The sequence below is a fragment of the Pontibacter populi genome (assembly GCF_019336435.1).
In the GTDB taxonomy this organism is placed as follows: domain Bacteria; phylum Bacteroidota; class Bacteroidia; order Cytophagales; family Hymenobacteraceae; genus Pontibacter; species Pontibacter humidus.
In genome coordinates, this window is record NZ_JAHWXQ010000001.1 from 882,992 (window position 1) to 909,058 (window position 26,067).

The 26,067-nt window shown below is 46.7% G+C and carries 24 protein-coding genes; 13 read left to right on the plus strand and 11 right to left on the minus strand.

What is annotated here, in order from left to right:
* Positions 1-26: 26 nt before the first annotated feature.
* Both KYK27_RS03775 and KYK27_RS03780 read left to right on the plus strand, forming a co-directional pair.
* Positions 27-914: a TraB/GumN family protein gene (locus tag KYK27_RS03775; protein ID WP_199108688.1), complete on the plus strand. Its 888-nt coding sequence runs from the start codon at positions 27-29 to the stop codon at positions 912-914.
* A 26-nt stretch (positions 915-940) separates the two neighbouring features.
* A complete protein-coding gene (locus tag KYK27_RS03780) occupies positions 941-2,899 on the plus strand; it encodes a M1 family aminopeptidase (protein ID WP_199108689.1) in 1,959 nt (652 codons plus the stop codon).
* Positions 2,900-3,737: 838 nt separating this feature from the next.
* Here KYK27_RS03780 and KYK27_RS03785 read toward each other — a convergent pair.
* On the minus strand, positions 3,738-4,085 hold the full coding sequence (locus KYK27_RS03785; RefSeq protein ID WP_199108690.1) for a TM2 domain-containing protein: 348 nt from the start codon (positions 4,083-4,085) through the stop codon (positions 3,738-3,740).
* 36 nt (positions 4,086-4,121) lie between these two features.
* A complete protein-coding gene (locus KYK27_RS03790) occupies positions 4,122-4,445 on the minus strand; it encodes a DUF2752 domain-containing protein (RefSeq protein WP_199108691.1) in 324 nt (107 codons plus the stop codon).
* A gap of 75 nt (positions 4,446-4,520) precedes the next feature.
* Here KYK27_RS03790 and KYK27_RS03795 point away from each other — a divergent pair, with 75 nt between their 5' ends.
* From KYK27_RS03795 to KYK27_RS03815, 5 genes are all read left to right on the plus strand, one after another.
* A complete protein-coding gene (locus KYK27_RS03795) occupies positions 4,521-5,975 on the plus strand; it encodes a PQQ-dependent sugar dehydrogenase (RefSeq protein ID WP_199108692.1) in 1,455 nt (484 codons plus the stop codon).
* 10 nt (positions 5,976-5,985) lie between these two features.
* A complete protein-coding gene (locus KYK27_RS03800; protein ID WP_199108693.1) occupies positions 5,986-6,345 on the plus strand; it encodes a c-type cytochrome in 360 nt (119 codons plus the stop codon).
* Between the two features lie 30 nt (positions 6,346-6,375).
* A complete protein-coding gene (locus KYK27_RS03805; RefSeq protein ID WP_199108694.1) occupies positions 6,376-6,582 on the plus strand; it encodes a DUF2892 domain-containing protein in 207 nt (68 codons plus the stop codon).
* 71 nt (positions 6,583-6,653) lie between these two features.
* Complete coding sequence (locus KYK27_RS03810) at positions 6,654-7,955, plus strand: hemolysin family protein (protein ID WP_199108695.1); 1,302 nt, start codon at positions 6,654-6,656, stop codon at positions 7,953-7,955.
* A 43-nt stretch (positions 7,956-7,998) separates the two neighbouring features.
* Positions 7,999-8,538, plus strand: coding sequence for a dihydrofolate reductase family protein (locus KYK27_RS03815; protein WP_199108696.1), 540 nt, complete (start codon positions 7,999-8,001; stop codon positions 8,536-8,538).
* A gap of 93 nt (positions 8,539-8,631) precedes the next feature.
* Here KYK27_RS03815 and KYK27_RS03820 read toward each other — a convergent pair whose 3' ends face one another.
* The 4 genes from KYK27_RS03820 to KYK27_RS03835 all read right to left on the minus strand — a co-directional run bounded on the left by KYK27_RS03820 (position 8,632) and on the right by KYK27_RS03835 (position 14,722).
* Complete coding sequence (locus KYK27_RS03820) at positions 8,632-8,883, minus strand: hypothetical protein (RefSeq protein ID WP_199108697.1); 252 nt, start codon at positions 8,881-8,883, stop codon at positions 8,632-8,634.
* A 259-nt stretch (positions 8,884-9,142) separates the two neighbouring features.
* On the minus strand, positions 9,143-10,408 hold the full coding sequence (locus KYK27_RS03825) for a DEAD/DEAH box helicase (protein ID WP_199108698.1): 1,266 nt from the start codon (positions 10,406-10,408) through the stop codon (positions 9,143-9,145).
* A gap of 159 nt (positions 10,409-10,567) precedes the next feature.
* The gene (locus KYK27_RS03830) at positions 10,568-11,389 is read right to left on the minus strand and encodes a sulfite exporter TauE/SafE family protein (protein ID WP_199108699.1); all 822 of its coding nucleotides are present in this window, start codon (positions 11,387-11,389) and stop codon (positions 10,568-10,570) included.
* A gap of 747 nt (positions 11,390-12,136) precedes the next feature.
* On the minus strand, positions 12,137-14,722 hold the full coding sequence (locus KYK27_RS03835) for a lamin tail domain-containing protein (protein WP_199108700.1): 2,586 nt from the start codon (positions 14,720-14,722) through the stop codon (positions 12,137-12,139).
* A gap of 275 nt (positions 14,723-14,997) precedes the next feature.
* Between KYK27_RS03835 and KYK27_RS03840 the strand changes: the two genes are divergently transcribed.
* The 4 genes from KYK27_RS03840 to KYK27_RS03855 all read left to right on the plus strand — a co-directional run bounded on the left by KYK27_RS03840 (position 14,998) and on the right by KYK27_RS03855 (position 18,223).
* Positions 14,998-15,987 (plus strand): aspartate-semialdehyde dehydrogenase, encoded by a 990-nt coding sequence (locus tag KYK27_RS03840; RefSeq protein ID WP_199108701.1) that lies wholly within the window; start codon positions 14,998-15,000, stop codon positions 15,985-15,987.
* Positions 15,988-16,202: 215 nt separating this feature from the next.
* Positions 16,203-17,339: a tetratricopeptide repeat protein gene (locus KYK27_RS03845; RefSeq protein ID WP_199108702.1), complete on the plus strand. Its 1,137-nt coding sequence runs from the start codon at positions 16,203-16,205 to the stop codon at positions 17,337-17,339.
* A gap of 113 nt (positions 17,340-17,452) precedes the next feature.
* Positions 17,453-17,680, plus strand: a complete 228-nt coding sequence (locus KYK27_RS03850; protein ID WP_199108703.1) for a PLDc N-terminal domain-containing protein — start codon at positions 17,453-17,455, stop codon at positions 17,678-17,680.
* Positions 17,681-17,686: 6 nt separating this feature from the next.
* Positions 17,687-18,223 carry a GNAT family N-acetyltransferase gene (locus KYK27_RS03855; protein ID WP_199108704.1) on the plus strand — a complete coding sequence of 179 codons (537 nt, stop codon included), beginning with the start codon at positions 17,687-17,689 and terminating at the stop codon, positions 18,221-18,223.
* Between the two features lie 32 nt (positions 18,224-18,255).
* Here the strand turns inward: KYK27_RS03855 and KYK27_RS03860 are convergent, their stop codons facing one another.
* From KYK27_RS03860 to KYK27_RS03880, 5 genes are all read right to left on the minus strand, one after another.
* Entirely contained in the window at positions 18,256-18,762 is a 507-nt protein-coding gene (locus tag KYK27_RS03860; protein WP_199108705.1) for a hypothetical protein, read from the minus strand.
* Between the two features lie 49 nt (positions 18,763-18,811).
* The gene (locus KYK27_RS03865; RefSeq protein WP_199108706.1) at positions 18,812-19,954 is read right to left on the minus strand and encodes an FAD-dependent monooxygenase; all 1,143 of its coding nucleotides are present in this window, start codon (positions 19,952-19,954) and stop codon (positions 18,812-18,814) included.
* 854 nt (positions 19,955-20,808) lie between these two features.
* Positions 20,809-21,885, minus strand: a complete 1,077-nt coding sequence (locus tag KYK27_RS03870) for a lysylphosphatidylglycerol synthase transmembrane domain-containing protein (protein ID WP_199108707.1) — start codon at positions 21,883-21,885, stop codon at positions 20,809-20,811.
* 40 nt (positions 21,886-21,925) lie between these two features.
* Entirely contained in the window at positions 21,926-22,696 is a 771-nt protein-coding gene (locus tag KYK27_RS03875; protein ID WP_199108708.1) for a segregation and condensation protein A, read from the minus strand.
* Entirely contained in the window at positions 22,693-22,869 is a 177-nt protein-coding gene (locus KYK27_RS03880) for a hypothetical protein (protein WP_199108709.1), read from the minus strand. Before KYK27_RS03880 ends, KYK27_RS03875 begins: the two co-directional genes overlap by 4 nt.
* Positions 22,870-23,027: 158 nt before the next feature.
* On the opposite strand from KYK27_RS03880, the gene dxs reads away from it, so the two are divergent.
* The gene (gene dxs / locus KYK27_RS03885; RefSeq protein WP_199108710.1) at positions 23,028-24,944 is read left to right on the plus strand and encodes a 1-deoxy-D-xylulose-5-phosphate synthase; all 1,917 of its coding nucleotides are present in this window, start codon (positions 23,028-23,030) and stop codon (positions 24,942-24,944) included.
* A gap of 265 nt (positions 24,945-25,209) precedes the next feature.
* Entirely contained in the window at positions 25,210-25,986 is a 777-nt protein-coding gene (locus KYK27_RS03890; RefSeq protein ID WP_199108711.1) for an alpha/beta fold hydrolase, read from the plus strand.
* The last annotated feature ends 81 nt before the right edge of the window (positions 25,987-26,067 follow it).

Genomic DNA, 26,067 nt, shown 5'->3' on the forward strand with positions numbered 1-26,067 from the left:
TTTACAGAAGATCTAATTTCACCCTTATGAGAAAATTATACTATAGCCCGTTTTTAGTGCTCCTGCTGGCATTATGTATAACCATTCCTTCGCTTGGTCAGGCGCCTGCAGAGCAGCCAAAGGCTTTGCTATGGGAAATTAGTGGTCAGGGACTAAGCAAGCCATCATACTTATTTGGAACGATACACGCCATCTGCCCTGATAATTTTAAGATGCCCGAAGCTGTGACCAAGAAACTGGCAAACACGGAGCGCCTGTCGCTGGAAGTCGATATGGATGCACCAAACTTTATGGTTGAGTTACAACAGGCATCTATTCTACCAAAAGGAAGTTCGTTACGGGGATTTTTCTCCGAAGATGATTATAGCCTGCTGGACAACCATTTTAAGCAGACACTGAAAATTGACCTAGCGCAACTGGACCGCATGAAGCCTTTTATGCTACATTCTATGTTATTGTCGCAGTTAACAGAATGCCAGGCCGTTTCGTATGAACAAAGTCTGATGGAAATAGCCCAGAAACAAGGAAAAGAAGTAATTGGCCTTGAGACAGTGAGCGAACAGCTTAGGGCTATAGATGAGATGCCGGCAAGCGTACAGACCACAATGCTGACAAAAATGGTGAGCAACATGGATGAAGCCCGCCAGACGTACCGCGACATGGTGCAACTATACCTGCAACAAGACCTTGCCGGCTTAGATGCTTTATCGAGAAAAGAATATGATGATGCTGAATATAAAGAGTACGAACAGGCTTTCCTGGTGAACCGCAACAAGCGCTGGATACCGGTTATGGAACGTGAGGCCCGCATACAGCCTACCTTTTTTGCTGTCGGCGCTGGTCATTTAACAGGTAAAGATGGCTTACTGGAACTGCTTCGTAAAAAAGGTTATACTGTGCTGCCTGTGAGATAAAACCTAACATTGCGCTAACCGAAACTATGAAAAAGATTACCCTGCTGATGCTCCTCTGCATCGGTTCTTTACATCTTGCCGGTGCGCAGCCACAATTTAAAGCACAAGCACACCAAACTTGTGCCGACAGCAGATTGTTAAATGCTACCCGCATGGCTGTTGCCTCTCCGCAACACATGCAGCTTATGAATTTATACGATGTCACCTTTTATGGCCTTGACCTGGCACTGGAGCGAAACAGCGTGTATATAACTGGAAGCGTAACCACGCATGCCACCGTAAAATCTGCCCCACTTTCTGTTTTTGCTTTTGAGCTGCACCCAAATTATACCATAGCATCAGTAACTATAAACGGCATCCAGCAGAGCAATATAACCCGCAACGGAAGCGATGTTTCCGTAAACCTTACAACTACAGTTCCTGCCAAAAGCAAAGTGGTAGCTGTAGTAAACTATAGTGGCACAGCACCAAACGGCGGGAATGCCGCTATTGGAAACGGTTTTAATACTGCCCGCGAAAGCCAATGGGGAAACGATGTAACCTGGAGCCTGAGCGAGCCCTACGCTGCCTACGAATGGTGGCCAACCAAGCAGGTACTGACTGACAAAGCAGATTCGGTACATGTAGCTGTTACCACCAGTCCGGAAAATAAAGTTGGCTCCAACGGTTTACTGACAAACACGGTAACATTGCCCAGCGGCAAAGTGCGTTACGAATGGAAAAGCCGCTACCCGATCGACTATTATCTGATCTCAGTTGCTGTGTCGGATTACGAGGAGTATGTGCAGTTTGCTAACCCGGCTGGTGCAGCCAAACCAATTCCAGTTGTAAACTATGTCTACAAAGGCTCTCTGGCCAACTATAAAAACCAGATCGATTTTACACCTCCGCTAATAGAGCATTTCTCGGAGCTTTTTACGCTTTACCCTTTTGCCCGGGAGAAGTATGGCCACAGCATGGCACCCATAGGCGGTGGCATGGAGCACCAGACCATGACTACCCAAAGCACTTTCACTTTTACGCTTACCGCACACGAACTGGCACACCAATGGTTTGGTGATAATGTTACATGCGCCTCGTGGCAGGACATCTGGCTAAACGAAGGGTTTGCGTCTTATGCTGAGTACCTGGCCCTGCAGCATTTTTCAGCCGATGCTGCCCAAAGTTGGATGGCAGATGCACACAACAGAGCGAGAGCAGCAAAACAGGGAAGTCTTCGCGTTCCGGATACGACAAACGTAGGTCGCATTTTCAACTATAACATTACGTACAAAAAAGGAGCAGCCGTAGTACACATGCTGCGCTACGAAATAAACAACGACCAACTCTTTTTCAAAGCATTACAGAACTATCAAACCGAATTCGGGGGCGGAACCGCTTCAACTACTGACTTGCAAAAGGTAATGGAGCAAACGACAGGCAAAGAGCTTGGCTACTTTTTCAAGCAATGGTACGAAGGCGAAGGTTACCCTGGTTTTACGCTCGCCTGGAACCAGCAGGACGGGAAAATAGTGATCGAATCGAAGCAGTCAACGACGGGCACTACACCCTTTTTCAGAACGGATATTACGTATCAAGTGCAAACCACAACCGGCACCGAAGCATTCAGAGTTACGCAAACCAAGCTAACGCAGCAGTTCGCTTTTACTGTAGATGGTGAAGTACTGGGCGTAACAATGGATCCTGATAACTGGATTCTAAAAGATGTAACCCAGACCGTTAGAAATAACAACCTACCTATACCGGACTTTTCTCCCGTTGTTGTTCCAAACCCTGTTTCGGGTAATGTGGCAACTATAACTGACCTGGGCTTTACCCCTACAACCGCCATCATCTTCGACCGCATAGGTAGAAAAATGAGGTTGCAAACTATAGTTCAGCAAAAAGAAATACAGTTACAAGTAACTACCTTGCCGGCGGGCTTATACTTCGTTCAGTTAACGGATGGACAGCAAACGCAACGGGTTAAATTTGTGAAGCTATAGTGCTAAAGTTTCGGTTGGTCCAGCCCCCCTTTATCCGCTATTGTCTAAGGCGGGGAGCCCTTGGCAACTTCTCCATTTGTCATCCTGAAAGGGTCTTGGGAGAAGGGAGGTAAGACCTTTGCTATGGTTATTTATAGTTTCATCGTTGCTGCTCTAACTCACCACTGCCCCTCACGAGAGGTGAATTTCGGCTATAGTTATAGTTAGAGCTATAGTTTTATAGTTACGGCGTTAACACCCCTGTAGTCCCCTCAAGGGGACAGTTGCTACTGCTTCCCAAACTGTCATTTCGACGATAGGAGAAATCTGAATCTACATAGTTATAGTCCACGAACAGGGCAGGTTTACCTGTCCCTTTGAAACTATAGCCATGATCAATCTCGAAGCGAGTAGGTGTAAACTATGGATACAGGTCACTATGCGAAACTTCTCAGTCTTCAGGTTGAGCGCCTTGTAGATTTCTGGTGCCGTTAGGCATTACGAGGTACGAGAAAAAGAAATGTACACCGCGCGATGCCTGAAGACGGGGCCTCCCGGCCGTGAGGGCACCAAAGCTTAATTGAAACGATTTGCAAATATAGCTCCCAGGATTAAAGGATATTTGAAAGGAAGGCTTAGTTCTAGTTTTAACTATAATTGGCTAAAAGATGAGATAGATTTCTCGCCGAGCTCGAAATGACAAAAGAGAAGCTATAGGACATATAAGGTTTGTCACAGTTAACCTATCTCTTTTCATCTCATAATATTAAATCAGAAACGTATCCTGAACTTTAAGGTAAATAACAAAAGCGCACCCGAATGCTTCGGCTGCGCTTTTTTAACTAAAATTCCAATACTGTTAATATCGTAGCATAGCCTTAACCGTCTGTGCTTCTTTTACATTAAACTCGTAGGTCAGGCGCTTATAGTTTATAAGATCCAGGATGGTGCCTATAAAGCAAAGGCCGCCTGTAAAAAAGTATAGTAACCCCATCCCGATCTGCCCTAGGTAAAAGCGCTGCAAGCCAGCTATCAGGAAGAAGCCAACTATAATAAGGATAAGCACCTCCTGTGGTTTTTTGCGACGGGCGCGGTAAATATTAGCAAACTGCTGCATTTCGGCATATGGCATATCGCCCAGCATTTGCTGCACAAATTGTAATTCATCCGGCTCCAGTTCGGGCATCAGATCGAGTATTCTTGACATAGTATAGATTATTTAGATTAGCCTGGTACGTAATAACTATAGTTCGCTTTTATGATTCCGGTAATACATGTAAAGCAGTTTGCCGCTTCTAAAGCTCAGTAAAAGCACTGCCGGAACACCTAATGGGTGTGCCTGCCACGAAGCCACAAACTCACCACGAAACAGCCACGCAATAGCATGCCCCAATCCGCAGCCCGGGCACCACTCCAGCACATAACTAAACGGGCAAAAGCTAAACAAATGCGCCTCGCCAGGCTCCATCAGGGCCATCGCTAGCAAAGCAGCAAGCCATGCCATTGCCTCCGGCAAATACAGGCTATACCACCCGGCTGTTACAGAACGACTTATGGCTTTAAGCATCTATCAACTTAAACAGTTTAGCAGCGTAATCAACTATAATTCATTAAATATTAACAAAATAAATTAATATTCAAAATGCAGCTATTTTTACGTCTGAGCCTGATCTTTCTTCTGTTCGTATCTGTAGCCGGGTGCTACCGTATGCGCTCTTCAAACGGTGGTGCCGAGGGGACCAACCTTACCACGAACAGGCCTTTAAATCCCTCAGACATCGAACTGCCGGCGGGTTATACCGCAGAAGTGGTAGCCAGCGAACTTACCTTCCCGACAGATGTAGCCTTTGACGAGGCCGGACAGGTATATGCGATAGAAGCCGGTTATTCCTATGGGGAAGAGTTTCTGGAGCCAAAGCTGATCCGGGTTGCCCCGGGTGGTAATAAAACTATAGTAGCAACCGGGGAACTGAACGGTCCCTGGACAGGCATCACGTACCATAATGGCAATTTTTATGTAGCGGAGGGCGGACAGAAAACAGGTGGCAAAATTCTGAAGATCACACCAGAAGGAACTATAAGCTCGCTTGTCGAGAACCTACCCAGTCTCGGAGACCACCATACAAACGGCCCAACTATAGGCCCTGATGGCAAACTATATTTCGGAATCGGCACAGCTACAAATTCCGGCGTAGTGGGCCCCGACAACTATAATATGGGTTGGCTAAAACGAAACCCCGATTTTCACGACATTCCCTGCCAGGACATAACTATAACCAGACAGAACTTTACGAGCACCCATCCCGAAACAAAACAACCTATGACTACCGGCGCCTATCAGCCTTACGGCACAGCTGTTAAAGATGGGCAAGTGATACCAGGAGCGATACCCTGTTCCGGGGCTGTACTTCGCATGGGTGCAGATGGCGGCACAATGGAACTGGTGGCCTGGGGTTTTCGGAACCCGTTTGGGCTGGCTTTTGCTCCGAATGGTAGCTTATATGTAACCGATAACGGCTACGACGAACGTGGCAGCCGATCGGTTTGGGGAGTAGGCGATTATTTGTGGCAGGTACAGCAAGGCCAATGGTACGGCTGGCCTGATTTTGCAGGCGGCCTGGCGTTTAACGGTGACAGGTTTCAGACACCATCCAAAGAAGCACCAAAGCCAATACTGACCCAACATCCTGCCAAACCGCCACATCCTGCAGCTACCCTGGGCGTACATTCTTCCTCAAACGGCCTGGACTTTTCTACTTCCGCATCTTTTGGGCATACCGGCGAAGCTTTTGTGGCGCAGTTCGGAGACATGGCGCCTAATGTGGGCAAAGTGATGGCACCTGTCGGGTTTAAAGTTGTCAGGGTAAATGTTGGAAATGGGGTTGTTACGGATTTTGCCGTAAATAAAGGGACGAAAAATGCACCGGCATCTATGTTAAAAAAAGGTGGCCTGGAGCGCCCGGTGGCTGTAAAATTCTCGCCGGATGGCACTGCACTTTATATCGTGGATTTTGGGGTGATGCATGTTGAAGATGGCAAAACTACCCCACAGAAAAATACCGGAGTGATCTGGAAAGTTACCCGCACCACACACTAAACTATGAGCTATGAAAACACTGCTATACTCGTTACTGATCTGTTTATTTTTAATTGCCTGCGGCACAGCCAAGCGCGGCGAACCTGCTTATGCTCCCGTTGCCGATTCGGAGCCGGCCATTGCACAGGGCCAGGTCGTTTTTAATACCTATTGTACCAAATGCCACCCGGGCGGTGAAGCTGGCCTGGCACCGTCTTTTAACGACAAGCCACTACCGGGTTTCCTGATGCGCTTCCAGGTACGGCACGGCCTTGGTGTAATGCCCGCATTTAAAGAAGAGGTTATTTCAGATGATGAGCTCGATCACCTGATCGCTTACATTAAAACTTTAAAAAAGGCGAAAGACGACAAAGCTGCGCCAGCTTCGTAAATATAAAACATCAACTTAAACCGGAAAGCTATGGAATGTAATGTAGGATTAAAAGAGCAGAAGCTGCGTGTGCTGGCAGGACTGACTCTGATAGGAATTGGTGCATACTATAATACGAAAGCCCTGGCCGCTATAGGCATCATCCCGATACTGACCGGCATGGTACGCTGGTGCCCCGTAAACCAGGCACTGGGGTATAATGGCTGCGCTAAAAAAGAACTGGAAGACTACACCTGATACCGCAAATCGATATATTTGCAGTCAGAACAATCCCACCTTTCAGCCTGAGACGCTGCTACCCAACAACTATGGAGATCATTATTATTCTTATCCTTACCTTATTAAATGGTTTTTTTGCCTTATCTGAGATTGCGCTGGTATCTGTAAAACGGAGCCGGATAGAGCAGAAAGCAGCACAGGGAAGCAGCAGTGCAAAAGATGTGTTAAAATTACTTGATGAGCCTGAGAATTTCCTGTCGTCGGTGCAGGTGGGCATTACGCTGATAAGCATTGTGGCGGGTGCATACGGTGGTGCGGCCCTCTCAGAGAAATTTACGCCGGTGGTAGCCTCTATACCTGCACTGGCACCATATGCTCTTGAAATTTCTATAGTGGTTACAGTTGGCCTAATCACGTATGTTACGATCGTTATCGGCGAACTCATACCTAAAACAATTGCGCTTAACAACCCTGAACGCATTGCCCTGGCGGTGGCCCCCACCATCAAGGTTTTTACAAAATTCACGTTCCCGCTCGTTAAGTTACTTTCTGGCTCAACTAACCTGGCTATAAAACTGCTGGGTATAAAACAGGACCAAGCCAGGGCATCGCTTACGGAAGAAGAACTGCGCCATTTGATAAAAGTAGCCGGCCGCGAAGGTGTGCTCGAAAAAGAAGAAGAGCGCCTGCACGACAACCTTTTTTACCTGTACGAGCAACGCAACCGCAGCCTGATGACCTACCGTACCGACGTAGAATGGCTCGACATAAACCGCCCCCTTCCCGAACTACACCAGATCATCCTTCAGAGTGCGCATACCAAATTCCCGGTGGGTAAAGGCTCGCTTGACAATATAGTGGGTGTGCTTGCCGTAAAAGATTATTTCGAACAGGTAGATAAGCAGGGCGTAGCGCTACAAGCTGTACTGAAGCCGCCGCTGTTTGTGTCGGAATCGATGTATGCTATGAAAACGCTTAAAATGTTCCAGCGCAAAAAGCAGTACCTGGCATTGGTAGTAAACGAGTTTGGAGCAGTAGAAGGCCTGCTAACCCTGCACGACATTATGGAAGCTATAGTTGGCGACCTGCCCGATGTGGACGAAAGCAGTGACCCGGAGCTTTTCCGCCGAGAAGATGGCTCTTACCTTGTAAATGGCGCTATGCTGGTGCGCGAGCTAAACCGCGAACTTGGCCTGGAGCTGATTCAGGAACAATCGGAGCGCTATGCAACCTTAGGCGGATTTATACTTTACACGCTCTCTAAAATACCGAGAGTAGGCGATAAAATAACGTTGCGCACGCATGAGCTTGAAGTAGTTGATATGGATGCCAGCCGCGTAGACAAAGTACTTGTGCGAACTATAGCACCTCTGCCTGAAGAGACCACTTAACTATAGTTCACTATTTATCAGCAACCACTAAACTAACTGAGCTATGAGAAAACTTATATTATATATTGCTGCCAGCCTGGATGGCTACATTGCCCGAACCGACGGACGCATTGACTGGCTTGAAAACAAAACTTACACCATAGCAGGTGAGGATTTTGGTTACAGCGATTTTATGAAAACGATTGATACCACGCTGATGGGCCACAGCACTTACAAAGTTGTTTTAGGCCTTGGCATGTCCTTCCCTTACCCTGATAAAACGAACTATGTGTTCAGCCACACAGAGCACCCGGCTACAGAATATGTACAGTTTGTAACCCGCAATGCTACAGGCTTTGTAAAACAGCTAAAACAGGAAACAGGCAAAAACATATGGCTTATTGGCGGCAGCCAGCTCAACACACTGCTTCTTAATGCCGGACTGATAGATGAAATTATACTTACTTACATACCCGTTGTGTTAGGCAAAGGCATTCCTTTATTTGCACCGGGCGCCAGCGAAAATATGATGCGGGTAACGGAAACCCAGAACTATAAAAATGGATTTGTGCAGTTAAACCTGCAACCACGGCGGGAAGTTTAGAAACCTATAAAAGCCAAAACCACTCGTTTTACTTACAGGGTGGTTTTTGGATTGCAGCATATTCTTTACTGCCATAGAAAATAAACAGGCAAACTATAAGCAATTCTGTTTTGGATCAGTGCCCGGACCAGTATTAGATTTCAGATGTTGCGTTGGGGATTGCTGCGCTCTGTTTCTTTCTTCCTCTACTTTTTTATGCAGCTTGCGCTCTTCTTCAAACATAGGCTCCTGCAGCGAATCTGTGTAGCTCCTGCTTACATGAATGCCATCCCCCATTGTTCTGTCATACATAATGCCTGTGTTGTAAAAAAGTCCTTCTGTAGGGCTTCTCCTATTCCTTCTCATCACGTCCTCCTTTCTGTTTTAGTGCAATAAAACGCTGCACATTTCACGTATTTGTATACTATGTTATACGAGATCCATGTAGAGCAGTGCAATTAAAATCAGCAAATTGTACCATAAACCCTTAACTTTAGTTTGTGCTTAAATCCTCCCTTACAAACAACTATAGTTTGAGGCCAGGCTACACCAAATATCATAACCTAAAACGCCTGTACAGAACTGATCTGAACAGGCGTTTTAGGTTAGTAACTATAGGTTTGACTTACTTCTTTTTCTTTGCTTTGGCCTTTGCCTTTTTAGCTTTGGCAGCTTTTATCTTCCCTTCGGTCTCTTCCGCTTCTTTTATCAGCGATTTCCAGTCGTAGGTGGCGGCAGGGCTAAAATCTATAGTTGCTTCGTAGTCTTCTTTATCAATTGAGAGCACTTTTATGTCTTTGGTCAGGTATTCCTGTATCTCATCCAGCACAGGTTTTTCCTCGGGTGCGCAGAAGCTTACAGCAACTCCTTTTTGAGTACCACGGCCTGTACGGCCCACGCGGTGCACATAGTTCTCCGGCTGTTCCGGCAGATCATAGTTCACCACATAGTCTACGCTTGGTATGTCTATGCCGCGTGCGCTCACGTCGGTTGCAACCAGCAGCTTTACTTCGCCTTTTTTAAACTGGCGCATTACTTCAGTCCGGTCTTTTTGCTCTTTGCCTCCGTGTATGCTGATAGCTTTAATACCAGCTCTGTCCATGGCAGCAACTACACGCTCGGCACGCACCTTGGTACGCACAAAAGCCAGTATTTTTTTGTCCGGATTCTCGTTTACCACCCGCTCCAGGAAAAAGCGCTTATCATCCATATCCACGTACATCACCGAGTGGTCCACGTTTTTGGCTACCGGGTCTTTGGGAGATATCTGGATACGAACCGGCTTGTTCACCAGCGAGTAGGCCAGCTCTTTTATCTTTTCGTTGATAGTAGCCGAGAAAAACAGTGTCTGGCGCTGGCGGGGCAACTTGGCAATAAGCTGACGTATGTCGTGTATAAACCCAAGATCCAGCATGTGGTCAGCTTCATCCAACACTAACACTTCTACGCGGTGCAGTTTAATATAACCCTGGCTTACTAGGTCGAATAAGCGTCCTGGAGTAGCAACCAGTATATCAATTCCTTCTTCGAGTTTAGCGATCTGAGGCCCCTGCTCCACGCCACCAAATACACAGAATGTATTTACGCGGGTGCCCTGGCCAATTTCGTTAAACACTTCGGTTATCTGCAGGGCCAGTTCGCGGGTAGGCACCATCACAACGCATTTAATCCCATCGTCGCGGCGGCGGTTCTTGCTGTATTGCAGCCTGTCGAGAACCGGAATAGCGAACGCAGCCGTTTTACCAGTACCGGTCTGAGCAATAGCCAGCACATCCTCACCTTTCATAATGGGAGGAATGGCTTTGAACTGGATGTCGGTTGGCTTTCTGAAGCCCAGCTTGCTCAGGCTTCTCTTTATCTCGTCGGAAATGCGGTAATCTTCAAACTTCATGCTTGTAGTATCTATACGTGGCCCTGCCTTTACTTACGGCGTAACCAACATACAAAGGTACGGCTAATTGCTGAAATGTAAGTTCTATTAATTCTGGAGGGTTTAGCTGCTTTTAGTCGGCACTTTAACTAAAATGAGAGGTCTGGCTATGGTTAGCGCTTAACTTTTACGACCAACCCACTCCTCTACAGCCGAACTCAGCTTTTTAAAGTCGGAACCACCGGTACCGTAGGTATCGTAAGCAAACTTTATGATGATGCCGGTTACAACTATAAGGAACAGTACCCGCACAAAGCCAACACCACGTTTAAGGGCAGTACGCGTACCCAACTGCGAGCCGATTACACTGCAAATGGCCATCGGGATAGCCACCTCATACAACACGTGCCCTTTGTAAATAAAGTACCCCAGCGCCGACAGGTTGGTAGCCACATTCACTACCTTGGCCGCCGCCGATGCCGCTAAGAAGTTAAACCCGAATAATCCGATAAAGATAAAGATGAGGAAGCTGCCTGTTCCCGGCCCGAAAAATCCATCATAAAACCCAATAGCAGCGCCTATAAGCAGTCCGTATAGTTTCTCTTTTTTGTGGGTTAGTTTTGGCGCGTGCAACGAACCGAAGTCTTTTTTAATGAATGTATAGATCGCTACTAAAATCAGCAGCACAAGGATCAGCGGTTTAAGCAGATCAGCATCGATATGACTTAGCGCCCGGGCTCCCAGAAACGAGAACACAAAAGCCGCCCCTGCTGCCGGAACTATAGCCCAGTAATTGATCTTCACGCTGCGCACATACTTTACCATAGCCGAAGTTGTACCCGCTATGCCTGCAAACTTGCCCGTACCAAAAGCCGTGGGTAACGGCACGCCCGGTAAAAATATAAGCAAAGCCGGCAACTGAATCAGGCCACCACCACCCACTACCGAATCAATAAAGCCTGCCATAAACGCAAACAGGCACAGGTAAACTATATTCTCCACCAACGAAAGACCTTAAAACGTATACTCCTGAATCACAGAAAAAAGTGGCGCAATTTAAGGAATTAATTGTTGATTGTTGAATAGTCGATTGTTGTTTTTATGAGAATAGGGATTAATCTGATAGGACAGTATTTATAACTTTCTAACTCCACACTACAAACAAGAGATAGTGTTAATAAGCCCCTACCCTTTTTAAGTGAGAATTTTCTGCTGCTGCTATAGTTACATTTATCGTTTTATAGTTGCTGTTTTAACCCACCCCTACCCCTCCCAAGAGGGGATTTTCTGCCTTTGCTATAGTTTAGGTTACTGTTTTATTGTTGCCGTTTGTCATCCCCCTCGCCCCCTTCAAAGGGGGACTTTTCCGCTATTGCCTTCGCAACTTTCATTTCGGTCAGCGGGAGAAATCTGTATCTACATTAATTGCAAACCATGAGCAGGACAGGTTTACCTGTTCCCTTGGAACTATAACCACGATAAAGCTATGCAGCTATAGCTTCTCGAATAAACTATAAAATAGCTATCGAAAGATCTCAGTCTTTGGGTTGAGCGCCTTGTGAATGTCTGGTGGCGCAGCCATTGCGACGCAGGAGCAAAAGAGATTCGCGCAGCGCGATGCCCAAAGACGAGGCCTCCCGGCCGTGAGGGCACCAAAGCTAATTTGAAACAATAGGTGAGTAAAGCTCCCAGGATTGAGAGTAACTATAAAAGAAAAGGCTTGATTCGAATTGCAAAAGACTTAGACTATCACAACCTACCACCAACTACAACCTTCTCTTTGTATTCACTATTCTCGCCGTTCATCCCGAAAAGTTCGATGTAGAAAATATAGTACCCGATAGCAGCTTTGGAGCCATCCTGTTTCAGTCCATCCCACCTGAAAAAACCGTTATCTGCCAGCAACTCATTTCGTATCAGTTTCCGGACTTCGCGGCCCTGTGCATCAAAAACTGTAATGGTCGCTACAAAACCGGTCTTGCCGGTGTTATAGTTTATAGTTGCAAAGTCTTCAAACCCATCCCCGTCCGGCGAGAAAACCTGTGGCTCTACCTTAAAAGCCTGCTGCGCCTGCACATGTAACTGAGACTGCGAATTTATGTAGCCCGGTGTGGCAAAAACTGTGGTCGCCGCCGAATGGAAATTGCTGGCTATAGTTTGCCCGTTCAGCCGTATCCGCTCCAGCGACAACCCATTCTTGTCGTCTATCAACGCATGGTGCATTCCCGAATTATAACTGAACTGGTCTGCTACCCTTTTGTCGGGCTGCAGCACAACTATAGTTCCGGCATCGTCGGGGTAACTGGGCAGGCTACTCATTTGCAGAAAAGCCTTGTGGTTGGCAGCAGGGTAGTTCGCTTTAATGTTTTCCGGGTTAGAGGTAAGCACTACGTACTGGCCGGGCGCCAGTACATAACTGCTTGTAACTATAGTTTTAAGGTTGCTGATGGTATCGCCGGCAGTATTGCCCAGATGCCAGTTTTTGAGGTCGAGGTATTTGTCACTACGGTTTACCAGTTCTACAAAATCTACCCCATTGAGCCTTGGGTTAAACAGGACTTCGTTAATGACCACATCGCCGGGCTCGGGGACTGAAGGCAATGCAAAAGTTATAGCTTGCGGCTGGTTACTTAGGTTACCAGTGCAGTCAGTTATACCTGTAGCAGTTAAGGTGTATAGTTGCCGTTCCTGCAGTGGCGACGAGAGATGAACTATAACATCTGTGAACAGCGGGCCCTGCACCTGCACTCCTGCTAAAGCTATAGTTGGAGAAATGCTATAGTTGGCTATAGTTGCGGCTAGTGTACTATCCAGGCGTTCGTTGAAGCGGAGCAACACCTGTGTTGACGAAATTGCAAAAGCATTTATTAAAACTGGTGGTATGTTATCTGGTAAAGAAGCTGCTACGGAGTTTTGTTGCGCCGGTGTGCCGCCACGCGGGTCTGCAGATGCTGTCCAGTTTTCGGCACCGGCACAGGGATTGGTTACGTCTATCATTTCCAGAGACCACCCACCTTCGCGTTTAGTACTGTTCTTATACCAGGCATCGCTATAGTTTACCGCATAAATCAATTTCCCATCAGGGCGGCGCAGCTGCAGCAACTCACCCGCATTATTCAGTCCCGGAAAATTGCTGATCCCGATAACTTTACCGAACTGTGTAAAACTGGCTACCTGTGTATTGGGTACAACTACAACATACTCACCGGGCAGTAGTTGTGCGTTTGGTAGTGTTGTGGTAGCGGTAGCATCCGAGAGTTTAATGCCCCGCAGGCTAAGCACCTTATTTGTTGTGGCGTTATAAAGTTCAATGTACTCCTGGGCAGGCAAGCCAACAGCCGGACTTTCATCGGCCATAATCTCGGTTATGAGGAGCTCGTTATAGTTTGGGATTACGGCAGGCGGTATAAAGTTAAAGGTGCGCGTAATTGAGTTATTAAGCGTGTTACCATACAGATCCTGCAGGTTGGCTATAGTTAGTGTGTTGCTGCCAATGCTAAAGCTCTGCCCGAAAACCAGTCGCACTGTGCCCGCTTCTGTGAGTTCTGCTATAGTTGGTTTTATAGTTCCGTTCAGGGTATAGTTGGCTATAGTTTGGGCCTGATCTGGCTGCAGCGGCTCGTTAAACTGTAATATAATTTCCTGCGTGGTTATAGTTTGCAACTCTTCTAAAACAGGCGGCTGCGTATCGGTAATCTTAAAATCATCGAAGTAAAAGTTCTTGTTGTTAGCCGATGTATAGCGCACCAGCACGCCAAAGTAACCGGAGCGTTTATGCGTCGCATCCATAGCTATACCCTGGCTCACATAACTTTGACCGCTGCCCGTTACATCTATGCTTAGTTCCCACTCATAGCTTATAGTTCGGGTTACCCGCACGCGTACGATGTTGTTGCTAGTGGCCACGGTTTTGTCCTGCCCGTTAATGAGTAACACAGCTGTCTTGCCGGCATCTTTGCGGTATAGGCTTACTTCATCGGTGGTGTTGCCGATGCGCACGAAGTAACCATTTGTGGCTGTACTGTTCAGATCGGCGTTATCAGAAATAAGGTAAATATCGGTATAGTTGGTGGAGGAGGTTGCCAGTTTCAGGTTTGCCCAGAATTCCCAGGTGGTGCCAACTATAGCCTGCGACGGCGTAACAAGCTGCAGTGTAGTTCCGGTTACAGCGGGGCCGTTGCTTTGCAGTTGGTGTTGCGCGTTAACTATAAAACTGCCCGCATTGCCAGTCCAGGTTGGGTTTTGGGTGAAGTTGCCATCTGAGAAATTGTCCTGCAATTGTGCCGCTGCCCATAACGGAAATAGCAGGAACAGAATAAGTAAAGTTTGTTTCATGCACAGAAATTGTGGTAAAAACTTACGTAATTTGTACCCGCGTGAGGGATAGAGCCGGCACCCCGCAGCGGTAGCGAGGAGTACAGGCGAAAGCCCGACGGCCCGGCCGGCACGCCCAAAACACCAGACGCTTCTATAGTTTTAGAACTATTACGGGACGCGGATTGGTTAGTTAGGACAGTTATTCCAGTTAAAGAGTTTGGGAGTTAGAGAGTTAAAGAATAACAACCAGCCATTTAACCATCAAGCCATTAACAATTAATTATATACCCTAAATGAAAGTAGCAGTAGTAGGCGCCACCGGATTGGTAGGCGGCGAAATTTTGAAAGTACTGGCGGAGCGCGATTTCCCGGTAACAGAGTTGATGTTGGTTGCTTCTGAGAGATCTGTTGGTAAACAGATGGAGTTTAAGGGTAAACAGATAAAGGTTATCGGGATGCAGGACGCGATTGCGGCTGCCCCGCACATTGCTATTTTCTCGGCTGGTGGCAGCACCTCTACGGAGTGGGCTCCTAAGTTTGCCGAAGTTGGTACCGTTGTAGTGGACAACTCATCAGCGTGGCGCATGGACCCAACCAAAAAACTGGTTGTGCCAGAGATTAACGCTAAGGAACTTACGAAAGAAGATAAGATCATCGCTAACCCGAACTGCTCTACTATACAAATGGTAGTGGCCCTGAACAAGCTGCATGAGGAGTTGAAGGCAAAACGCATCGTGGTGAGTACGTACCAGTCGGTGACCGGCACAGGCGTGAAGGCGGTGGAGCAGTTAATGAACGAGCGTGCCGGCAAGGAAGGCGAAAAAGCGTATCCGTACCCGATCGACCTGAACGTGCTGCCACATATCGATGTATTTACCGACAACGGTTACACCAAAGAGGAGATGAAAATGATCCTCGAAACCAAGAAGATCATGGGCGACGATTCTATCCGGGTAACGGCTACGGCAGTGCGCATACCGGTTATGGGCGGCCACTCAGAGTCGGTGAACGTGGAGTTTGAGAAGGATTTTACGCTGGATGAAGTTTACCGCATTCTAGGTGAGACTGAAGGCGTAAAAGTGGTAGACGATGTAAAAAACCTGCAGTACCCGATGCCTAAAGATGCCCATGGCAAAGACGACGTGCTGGTTGGCCGTGTGCGCTTAGATGAAACCCAGCCCCGCACGGTAAATATGTGGATCGTGGCGGATAACCTGCGCAAAGGTGCTGCTACCAATGCTGTGCAGATTGCTGAGTATCTGGTGAAGCATGAGTTGGTGTAGGTAATTACACTGGCAACTATAACTTATCGCTTTTTCGGACTTCCCGGTCCGGAAGCTTACTGACGGGGACTTCTTAGTACCCGTTTTTTATTGGCCGGCTACGGGCATATGAATATTCTCAATGGATTGGTTTCAGAGTTAATAGTTTGAAACAAGGTTTTGTACTATAGTTAAATATATTATTCTTTATATTTAGTAACTAATATTCTTACCCTATGAAAACAACTCTATTACTTTGTTTACTTCTGCTATTTAGCTTTACCACTTTTGCTCAGGTTGGTGAAGTAACTGCTGAAATAAAACAGTTATTCGATCAACAGCAATATGACAAAATCATCAACAAATACGCCAGCAAAGCAGATACATACCCCGCAAAGGCAGTATACTATATTGGAGTGGCTTATTACATGAAAGAAGACGATCAGAATTGCTTAAAGCTCATGGACCTATCCATTAGCAAGGACTCCAAGAACGCATATCCACACTTTATAAAAGGCAAAACACTACAATATCTCGACCAGCATCCTAAAGCCATTGAAAGTTTAAATCAGGCTATTGAGCTTAATGCTAAAGATGGAGAATTTTATAGTGCTCTTGGTGATTCATATAATGAGTTGGATAAACTAGATAAAGCACTTCAAGCTTATAGTATAGCTGCATTACAAGAAAATGCTCCAGATAGAGTATACATCATGATTCCACAAATGCACAGTGCAAAGGGCGATGATAAGAGCGCATTAGCAGCATTTAAAACTGCCAAAAGTACAATATCTAAGGACACCGACTCTTACATAACAGTACTCTATAATATAGGTTTGCTGGAGTATTTGAACGAAAACTATCCTGTTGCTGAGCAAGCTTACCAAGAACTGCTGACTTTAACGCCAAACGATTTTCAAACCTACGCTAAGCTGATGCAGGTGCACTACGCCAGAAAAGAATATATGAAGGCTGCACCCCTAAGAGAAAAGCTTTATGCGGCTCATGCAAACGGTTTACTTCAAGATAATCTACAAGACATGTTCTGCTTTGATCAGTTTAAGTGGAATGATAAAATGATTCAGGTCTTTGAGCGGTATGCTGAACCAGAAGGCAAAGTATACTATAAGCACATATTTTATGTGGTAAATCAGAATGGCGACATAGAGTATAGTATTCAAACGGAGAATTCGCCGGTATCAATGGAGCAGGGTGGGCCAAAATATCTGCTAGGTATGCGTAAAGGAAATAGCCATTATACCTACAATGTTGGAGTTGAGCAGAGCTTCAGCTATGAAAAACTAAAGAGGCAGGTTATCGATATATTAGATGGAAAAATAAAACCTGCCGCAGCAACACATCCTACAAAATAGTGTACTAAATCATATACTACATTACAAGCTACATGTAACATAAGTCGAAAATGGTATTAAGCATTTAGAACTTTAATTTGCAACAACTATAATTAACCCTAAAACCAACCCCTATGGAAACACTAACACCCAACGTTGGCCTGATATTCTGGCAGATGGTCATTTTTTCAGGATTGCTTTTATTTCTGATCTCCTGGATAATGATATTGGTAACCAGCAGGCTGGATGGCATCAACAAGCTTATCTGGCTCCTCGGAACATTGTTTTTGCCAGTTATTGGTCCGCTGCTTTTCTTCTTTAGATATTCATCTTTTAAAAAACCGACTAACTCACAGGCCTAACATAAAATGCCCGCCCAACCCATCCACACCGACAGACTCATACTCATACCTTTTACTTTAGAAGTGACTGGGCTGCTGCTGGACGGCGACACAAGTATCCTTCAGCAACTTGGCTTGCAACTTACGCCTTACTGGCCAGACCAGGAAGCCATAGATACTTTCCCGAAGATCATTAACAACCTGGAGTTGGTGCCGGAGCCGAGCGGTTTTGAGTCGTATATGGTGGTGCACCGGAATAGTATGACTGTAATTGGCGATGCCGGTTTTAAAGGTTTACCGAATACTGATGGTGAAGTGGATTTAGGGTATGCCATTATTCCGCAGGCGCAAAAGAATGGTTATGGTTTTGAAGTAGCGAAAGGATTGGCAGACTGGGCGTTTCAACAGCGAGGTGTAGAAGCAATTACAGCCAGATGCCTGTTAGAGAATGTACCATCGGCCAGAGTCTTGGAAAAGCTGGGAATGCACGAGGTAAACCGCGACGAAACAGTAATCCGATGGAAGTTGCTGAAACCAAACCTGCAGCCAACTATAGCTAACTGAAGGTAAACAAGCTACTGAACAGATGCTGGTTTTTATTCTGCTTTTGCACGCTCATCGCACTTAAAATCCATTAGCTCCCGGATGTTCTCCAGGCAAGGCGCTGGTATAAAAGCGTATACTTCCTCGTTGTTCTGGCAGTATTTAAATGTCGCAAATGTGCTGCGGCTACGCGGGTAAACCCATCGGTCGGTGTTGCAGCCAAATACGCGCAACGGGAACTCTTCTGTGTTATAGTCTATGTAGTTTACTACCTGGTCCTGGTGTACAAAAAGCAACCTGTTATGCCCGCCGGGTATAGCGCTTCCATCCCATTTAAACCCGATCTCGTTTTCTATTTCTTCTACTTCCACATCGCCTTCAAAAAAGTACATCACATCCCATTCAAAGTCTGTGAGGCTTTCCATCGAAATGGTATGATAGCCCGTTTTGCCGGCTTCCTTTTCAACTTCTGTCTGGAGTTTGTTCAGTAATTCATCGTCACTCTTGGAGCATCCTGCAAAAGCGAAAACTATAAGCAGCAACAGCAGATTCTTTTTCATAATTGATAATACGGGCTAGCAGGCGAAGGTAAAGTAATTTCAGATGAATCTAAAAGTCCACACGGTACAGGTCTTCCATTTGTTGTTGCGTTACAAAAGCCGGCGTAGCCCTGAAAACAGCATTGCGTGCCTTTACCAGCAACCGATTCTCCCACTGCGACACCCAACCCAGTAACCGCGATAACCGGATAACTTTTGCCGTTCGGGCTAGTCTGCGCTTTTCGTAGTTGGCTAAAGCTGAAACTATAGTTGCGTCTTGCGCCAGGCATTGCCCCAGCACTATGGCATCTTCTATTGCCTGGCAGGCACCCTGCCCCATATTTGGCGTAGTGGCATGGGCAGCATCTCCAAGCAGAACGATACGGTTGTAAACAAATTTCTTTAGTGGTTTCAGGTCGTTTATATCACCCCAGATAAGTTGATCGGGTCTGGTAGCGGCCAGCACTTCCTGCACAGGCTCATGCACGCCCGTAAAATGCGCTGCTAGTTGTGCAGGTGTCATTTGACGCATACGTTCGTCCTGCTCTGGTGCGTTGATGCAGGCATACCAGTAAATTCGGTTACCGGGGAGCGGAGCCATACCTACCCTACCCTGCGGTGCCCATGTTTCAGCGGAGATCATCGTATTCAGGTTCACTCCCGGATTATCAATAACACCACGCCAACACGTATACCCAGCATACCGGGGCTTGCTTTCAGGCAACAACTGCTGCCGAACTATAGAATTGATTCCATCGGCAGCTATCAGCAGATCGGCAACGTCTTCGGTGCCATCTGTAAAGCGCACATGCACCTGGTTTTGTACCTGATTTATAGCTTGGCAGCGTTTGTTGAGCTGTAAAGTACCTGGTCGCATGTTTTGAGCCAGCACATCGTGCAGGTCAGCACGGTGAATCACAAAATTGCTGATGCCGTACCTTTTACTTAGCGGACGTGTATCCTGGTTGGTGATGATGTTATCTTCCTCGTCGAAGATGGTAAGTGCTTCCAGCTCTTTGCCACGCGCAATTACGGCATCGGCAACGCCTAGCCTAGCCAAACCCTGAATTGCGTTAGCGGCCAGGCCAACACCGGCTCCTACTGGTTTAAGTTCGGAAGCAGCTTCGTAAACTATAGTTTCTATCCCCTGCTTCTGCAACGCGATTGCTGCGCAAAGTCCGCCTATTCCCCCTCCAACAACTATAACTTTCATAGTTTGCTTTTATAGTTCAGCTGCAAAGGTACAGGAGTAATGATGAAGGATGAATTAATTATTCATCATTGACTTAAATCTAGTAGCGTCCGGAAGGCTTGTGAATATGTTGCTTTTAGTGCTATAGTTACAGTTTTAACCCACCCCTACCCCTCCCGAGAGGGGAATTTCGGCTATTGGTATAGTTGGTATTTATAGTTCTATAGTTAGTATTTGTCATCCCCTTGCCCCCTTCAAAGGGGGACTTTTCTGCAGTTACTTTTCAAGATGTCATTTCGACTAGCGGGAGAAATCTAAATCAACTATAGTTACAACCCACGAACAGGACAGGTTTACCTGTCCCTTTGGAATTATTACCACGATAAATCTCGGAGCATTCCGATTCAAACTATAGACGAACTAGAACTATGAGAAGCTTCTCAGTCTTTGGGTTGAGCGCCTTTGCTTTGTTGCGGTGCCTTTAGGCAGCCCGAGGCACGAGGGAAGCAAGAAAGCAGCAGCGCGAGACCGAAGACGGGGCCTCCCGGCCGTGAGGGCACCAAAGCTAAAGATGAAACTATAGGTACCTAGAGCTCCCAGGATGAAAGGTTATTTGAAAGTGAGGCTTGGTTGGATTATAAAAGACTTCAACTATAAACTTCAGATTTCTCCTAACGTCGAAATGACAAAAGAGAAGTAAATCAATTATAGCACAGACGCTAGCAGGAGCTGCGCACGCTGCTAGGTCCTCAGCACAAAACAGACTTATCCGGATTTCGAAATGACAGAATAGAACTTATGGTACGACACCACAAACAAAAAAGCAGCACAGGTAGTAACCTGTGCTGCTTTATAAAAGATTCTATAGTTTAAAACTATCGCTTTATCTCCGATGCTAATTCTTCCTGATCTACAGCCTGGCGGCCAAAAACCTTAGCGATCCACTTTGGAAGGAAAATAGAACCCAGAATCAGGTATGGGTAGTAGGTGATCAGGCGGTAAAGCATCACAACCACATTACTGAAGCTACCCAGGAACAAGCCAAAGAAGCTCGGGAACGCCATTTCAACTATACCAGCACCACCAGGTGTAATAGCGATCAGCATCACGATCCAGAAGATCAGGTTGCGGGAGATAATAAGCATGTGTTCGCTTAAGCTTACATCTACAAAAGCTGCGATCAGGCAGTTAAGCAGGAAGTAACGGGCGCTCCACACAAAAATGGTAGAAAGTATGGCTTTGCTCCAGTAAGTGGTATTTTTACCTCTCAGCTGCTGCGAGGCCCAGATGATCTCGTTGCCATGTTGGAATGCGTTGACCCGCCACTTACGCAAAAACTTAATGGACGTGATCTTCAGCAACAGCCATTTAAATGCACGCGGTCTTACAAATAATGCATAGATCATCAGGAAAGTATAGAGCGCGATCAAACTATAGCTCACATAAAATGCCCACTTCAGTTTACTGATGTCGGAAGGATCCAGGCCAAAGGTAGGGAATACTTCGCCTTGCGTGGCCAGTAATGCAATCGGGGCTGCCAGAATGAAGAACATGTTATCCAGCACGGCCGTCAGCATCACATAAGCCAGCGATTTGCCCAATGGAATGCCTTCTTTGTTCAGGATAATGGTAGCTACTGTGGTACCGCCCACAACCGATGGAGTAACCGCCGAAGCAAACTCCCAGAGCATAATCACATCTAAACTATTGCGCCAGGTCAGGAATTTATCGGTAAGCTCCCGGATGCGGTAAATGTAGCCAAAGTCGCGGATAACGAGCACTACTAGCGCAGCTGCCAGCCACCACATATTGGCATCGGCTATACTGGCCAGGTCGCCCAGCTTATCATCTTTTATAAACAACCAGGCTGTTGCCCCCAGTCCCAAAAAAACTGGAATGAGCACCTTGACCGGGCTAAAGCTTTTAAGTATTGTTTTTTGGTTCTGATCCATGCAGGTGTGCTGGCTTTCTTCTGTTTACGGTCTTTAAAAACTACTCAACCAGCAGTTGTGTAACCTGGGCAGCCTGCCCTTCGGCTATCGTTATTGTAAAATCATTAAATCCTTCGCCTACTTCAATCCCGATCAGGTTTAGCTGCAGCATATCCAGTATCGCCAGAAAGTTAAAGATCATTCCTATTTTATCCGGAAACTGGCTTATCACTTCTGAAAACGTAGTGCGTTGGCGCTCTGTCACCAGCTTTAGAATTACATTACGCTGGCCTTCTATTGTATACGGGTACTGGATAACAGTATGCTTCGGGCGGTTCTGCTCAGCTTCGTAGCGGTTCATTACCTTATCAAACACCCGCATCAGTTTGTACAGGTTCAGGTCCTGCAGCTCGTACTCAAAATTGTTGGCGTTGGCAATTACCTGCAACTCGTCGTGTATGTTGCCGCGGTTTTCCTGGGCCAGGCGCAGGTCTTCCATTTCTGATAAGACCGGCACCGCACTTTTATATTTTTTATACTCCAGCAGGTGCTGTACCAGTTCCTGGCGTGGGTCAATTTCGTTTCCTTCTTCGTCTTTCTCGGTGCGAGGCAGCAGCATCTTGGCTTTTATGCGCATCAGTGTGGCAGCTGTCAATATAAAATCGCTGGCTACTTCAATGTTCAGTTGCTCCAGCTGCCGTATATAGCCCATAAATTCATTCGTGATCTGGAAGATCGGAATGTCGTGTATGTCCAGCTCATCGCGCTCTATAAAGAAAAGCAGCAGGTCGAACGGCCCCTCGAACAACGGTAATTTTATCTCGAAACTCACTGTACTTTAGTTTTTGCTGCAGCGCCACGCGCCTGACGAAGAACAAATTTAAACATTTTTGCCTGATTTGATGTAACCCCAAATTTATAACCAGCTATTACAGGCTCCCTTAAAGCGTATAGTTTACCTAACCCTAACCCGGCAACTATAGTTCTGCAGCACCCTACAGGCATTCCGGTATAAAATTTGATTACTCCGCACATGAAAATAAGCAGGCGGGTAATTCGTTCGTAGTTTTTTATTAATTTTACGTTTTGCCCGGACGTTTACAATTTTATCGCCAGCAAACTTTTAACAAAATAAATTGTTGAAGGTCTATAAAGAGAATCGTATGATCATTAAACCCGGAGAGTTGCTAGCCTCCATAAACACGCCTGAAGACCTGCGAAAGCTGAAGCCAGAGCAGATGTTACAGGTTACGCAGGAATTAAGGCAGTTTATTATTGATGTAGTGTCGATACATGGCGGGCACTTTGGTGCTAGTTTAGGGGTAGTTGAGATCACGACAGCACTACATTATGTGTTTAACACACCGTACGACCAGCTTGTATGGGATGTTGGGCACCAGGCATATGGCCATAAAATTCTCACCGGCCGCCGCGATGTGTTTCATACCAACCGCAAATACGGCGGTATCTCCGGTTTCCCGAAACGTAAAGAAAGCGAGTACGACACCTTTGGCGTAGGCCACTCGAGTACGTCTATTTCGGCGGCACTTGGTATGGCTGTTGCCTCGCAGTATAAAAACGAAGCCGACCGACAGCACATTGCCGTGATAGGTGATGGCGCCCTGACAGGCGGTATGGCGTTTGAAGCCCTGAACCACGCCGGCGCAACCAATGCCAACCTGCTGGTAGTTTTAAACGACAACTGCATGAGCATCGACCCGAACGTGGGTGCTCTGAAAGAATATTTAACCGACATTACCACTTCCCGCACCTATAACAAGGTTCGCGACGAGATCTGGAATATACTGGGTAAGATCAGCAAGTTTGGCCCGAACGCACAACACATTGCTTCTAAGATAGAGAGCGGCATTAAAGCTTCGATCTTAAAGCAAAGCAACCTCTTCGAAGGCCTGAAGTTCCGTTACTTCGGTCCGATAGATGGCCACGACATCAATCATCTGATTTCGGTGATGGAAGACCTGAAACATATTCCGGGTCCGAAAATACTGCACTGCATTACCACAAAAGGCAAAGGCTTTGCCCTTGCCGAAAAAGATCAGACCAAATGGCACGCGCCAGGGTTGTTCGATAAAATCACCGGTGAGATCTATAAAACGCACTACGACAAGCCACAGCCACCAAAGTACCAGGACGTTTTCGGCCATACGATAGTGGAACTGGCCGAGCAGAACCCTAAAATTATGGGGGTAACGCCTGCCATGCCATCGGGTTGCTCGCTTAACATTATGATGAAGGCCATGCCGGACCGCGCGTTTGACGTGGGCATTGCCGAGCAGCACGCAGTAACTTTCTCGGCTGGTCTGGCTACACAAGGCATGATCCCGTTCTGTAATATCTACAGCACGTTTATGCAGCGCGGCTACGACCAGGTGGTACATGATGTATGTTTACAGAACCTGCCGGTAGTATTCTGCCTGGACAGAGCTGGTTTTGCCGGTGCCGACGGCCCGACACACCACGGTGCGTACGACATTGCGTACATGCGCTGCATCCCGAACATGGTGGTATCTGCCCCAATGAACGAGCAGGAACTGCGTAACCTGATGTTTACTGCTACCCAGGAAGGTGCTGGTCCGTTCACGATCCGTTACCCGCGCGGCGAAGGTGTTATGCCTAGCTGGAAAACTCCTTTTGAAGTAATTGAGATAGGTAAAGGTCGTACCGTACAGGAAGGCGAAGAAGTAGCGATACTAACCTTCGGCCACATTGGTAACTATGCGGTGGATGTCTGCAAGAAACTAAGCTTCGACGGCATTACGCCAGGCCATTACGACATGCGTTTCGCTAAGCCGCTGGATGAAGAATTACTGCACCATATTTTCTCAAAATACAGCAAAGTTATTACCGTAGAAGATGGCTGCCTGCAAGGTGGTTTCGGTAGTGCTGTGCTGGAGTTTATGGTTGATAACGGCTACACTTCTCAGGTAAAACGCCTGGGCATGGCTGATGTAATTTACGAGCACGGCTCGCAACTGGAACTACACCGCGAAGCCGGCTTCGCTCCGGAAGACATTGAACGAACTGTTCGTGAGATGATCGGCGTTGCGGTGAAAGTATAGTCACTCTGGCTAAGCTCCTGACAAAGAATTGTTTGACAAAAGACATAAGATTAAGCCCTGCAGTTTTAATAAGCTGCAGGGCTTTTTTGTCTGAATCAGGATTTACAGGATTTTAGAATTGACAGGATTGCTAAGACCTAGCAGTGTGCGCAGCTCCTGCTAGCGTCTGGGTTTTATAGTTGCTGTTATTTAACCCCCCCCTGACCCGGAGTTACAGATATTCCGTATTTACTATCTTTACAAACTATAGCAACAACTATAAACTATGCCAAACTCCACTTTTACCGATGCCGGCTCCGGCGATGCTCTGGTTTTCCTGCATGGCTTTGCCGAAAGCAAGCAGGTATGGACCGATTTCAAAAAGCCGCTGCAAAACAAATTCAGAACGATAGCCCTGGACCTGCCTGGTTTCGGAAATAACACCGCTGAAGTTGCAGACTATAGCATGGACACGATGGCCAACTATGTGAAGCAGCAACTCGATAAGCTGGGTGTAAAGAAATGCATTCTGATCGGGCACTCCATGGGCGGTTATGTAAGCATGGCTTTTGCGGAGAAGTATGGCGCTATGTTGAACGGCCTTTGCCTGTTCCACTCCTCTGCCCTGCCCGACACCGACGAAAAGAAAGACAACCGCAACAAGACCATCGAGTTTGTAGAGAAGCACGGCGTTGAGAAGTTTATGCAGTCGTTTGTAGAACCGCTGTTTTTTGCAGATAACCGCGCCAAGCTCCGCAGCAAAATAGACCTGATGAAAAAGATAGGCACCGTCACGCCAAAAGAAAGTATAGTTGGTGGCCTGGCAGCCATGCGCGACCGCCCCAACAAAACCGAAGTCCTGAAAAAAGCGAACTACCCCGTGCTGTTTATTTTTGGCAAAGAAGATGGTGCCGTACCAATGGATAAAGCACTGGAGCAATGCCATTTGCCAGACAATAGCATGGTCTACTTCCTGGGGCAAACAGGCCACATGGGCATGTTCGAGCGCACCTACGAAACCCGCAAAGCCATCGAAAAATTCGCCGAAACGATCTTAGGATAGTTAGAAAGTTAAAAAGTTTGGAAGTTAGAAAGTTGTTTTCTTCTACTCTATAAACTTTTAACTTTCTAACCTTCTAACTTC